Source organism: Paraburkholderia caffeinilytica (assembly GCF_046030355.1).
In the GTDB taxonomy this organism is placed as follows: Bacteria; Pseudomonadota; Gammaproteobacteria; order Burkholderiales; family Burkholderiaceae; genus Paraburkholderia; species Paraburkholderia caffeinilytica_B.
Map to the genome: position 1 here is coordinate 1 of NZ_JAQQCQ010000063.1, position 672 is coordinate 672.

The 672-nt window shown below is 63.1% G+C and carries 1 protein-coding gene; it reads left to right on the forward strand.

Annotated elements, in window-relative coordinates:
- Positions 1-672: NAD(P)/FAD-dependent oxidoreductase (locus PQQ95_RS36530; RefSeq protein ID WP_408447258.1), on the forward strand; the 672-nt coding region annotated here is incomplete at both ends.

Sequence of the window (672 nt, forward strand, 5' to 3'; positions counted from 1 at the left end):
GGCCGTCAGCTGAACGATAAATTCAAACTGCGCGAAGGCGTCGATCCGCAGGTCTACGGGATCGGCATCAAGGAACTGTGGGAAATCGATCCGTCGAAGCACAAGCCGGGTCTGGTGATGCATACGGCCGGCTGGCCGCTGGAAAACGACACGTACGGTGGTTCGTTCCTCTATCACATGGACAACAACCAGGTGGTGGTGGGCTTCGTGGTGGGTCTGGGCTACACGAACCCGTATCTGTCGCCGTTCGAGGAATTCCAGCGCTACAAGACGCACCCGGCGATCCGCGCGGTGCTCGAAGGCGGCAAGCGCGTGTCGTACGGCGCGCGGGCCATCACTGCGGGCGGGCTGATGTCGCTGCCAAAGCTGGTATTCCCGGGCGGCGCGCTGGTGGGCGACGATGCGGGCTTCCTGAATGCGTCCCGGATCAAGGGTTCGCATGCCGCGATCAAGACCGGCATGCTGGCGGCCGATGCCGCGTTTGAAGCCGTGCAGGCTGGCCGCACCAGCGATGAGCTGACGGCCTATCCGGAAAGCTTCAAGACGTCCTGGCTGCACACCGAACTGCATCGTGCGCGCAACTTCAAGCAGTGGATGAGCAAGGGCCTGTACCTCGGCACGCTGATGGTCGGCATCGAGCAGAAGCTGCTGGGCGGCAATGTGCCGTGGACG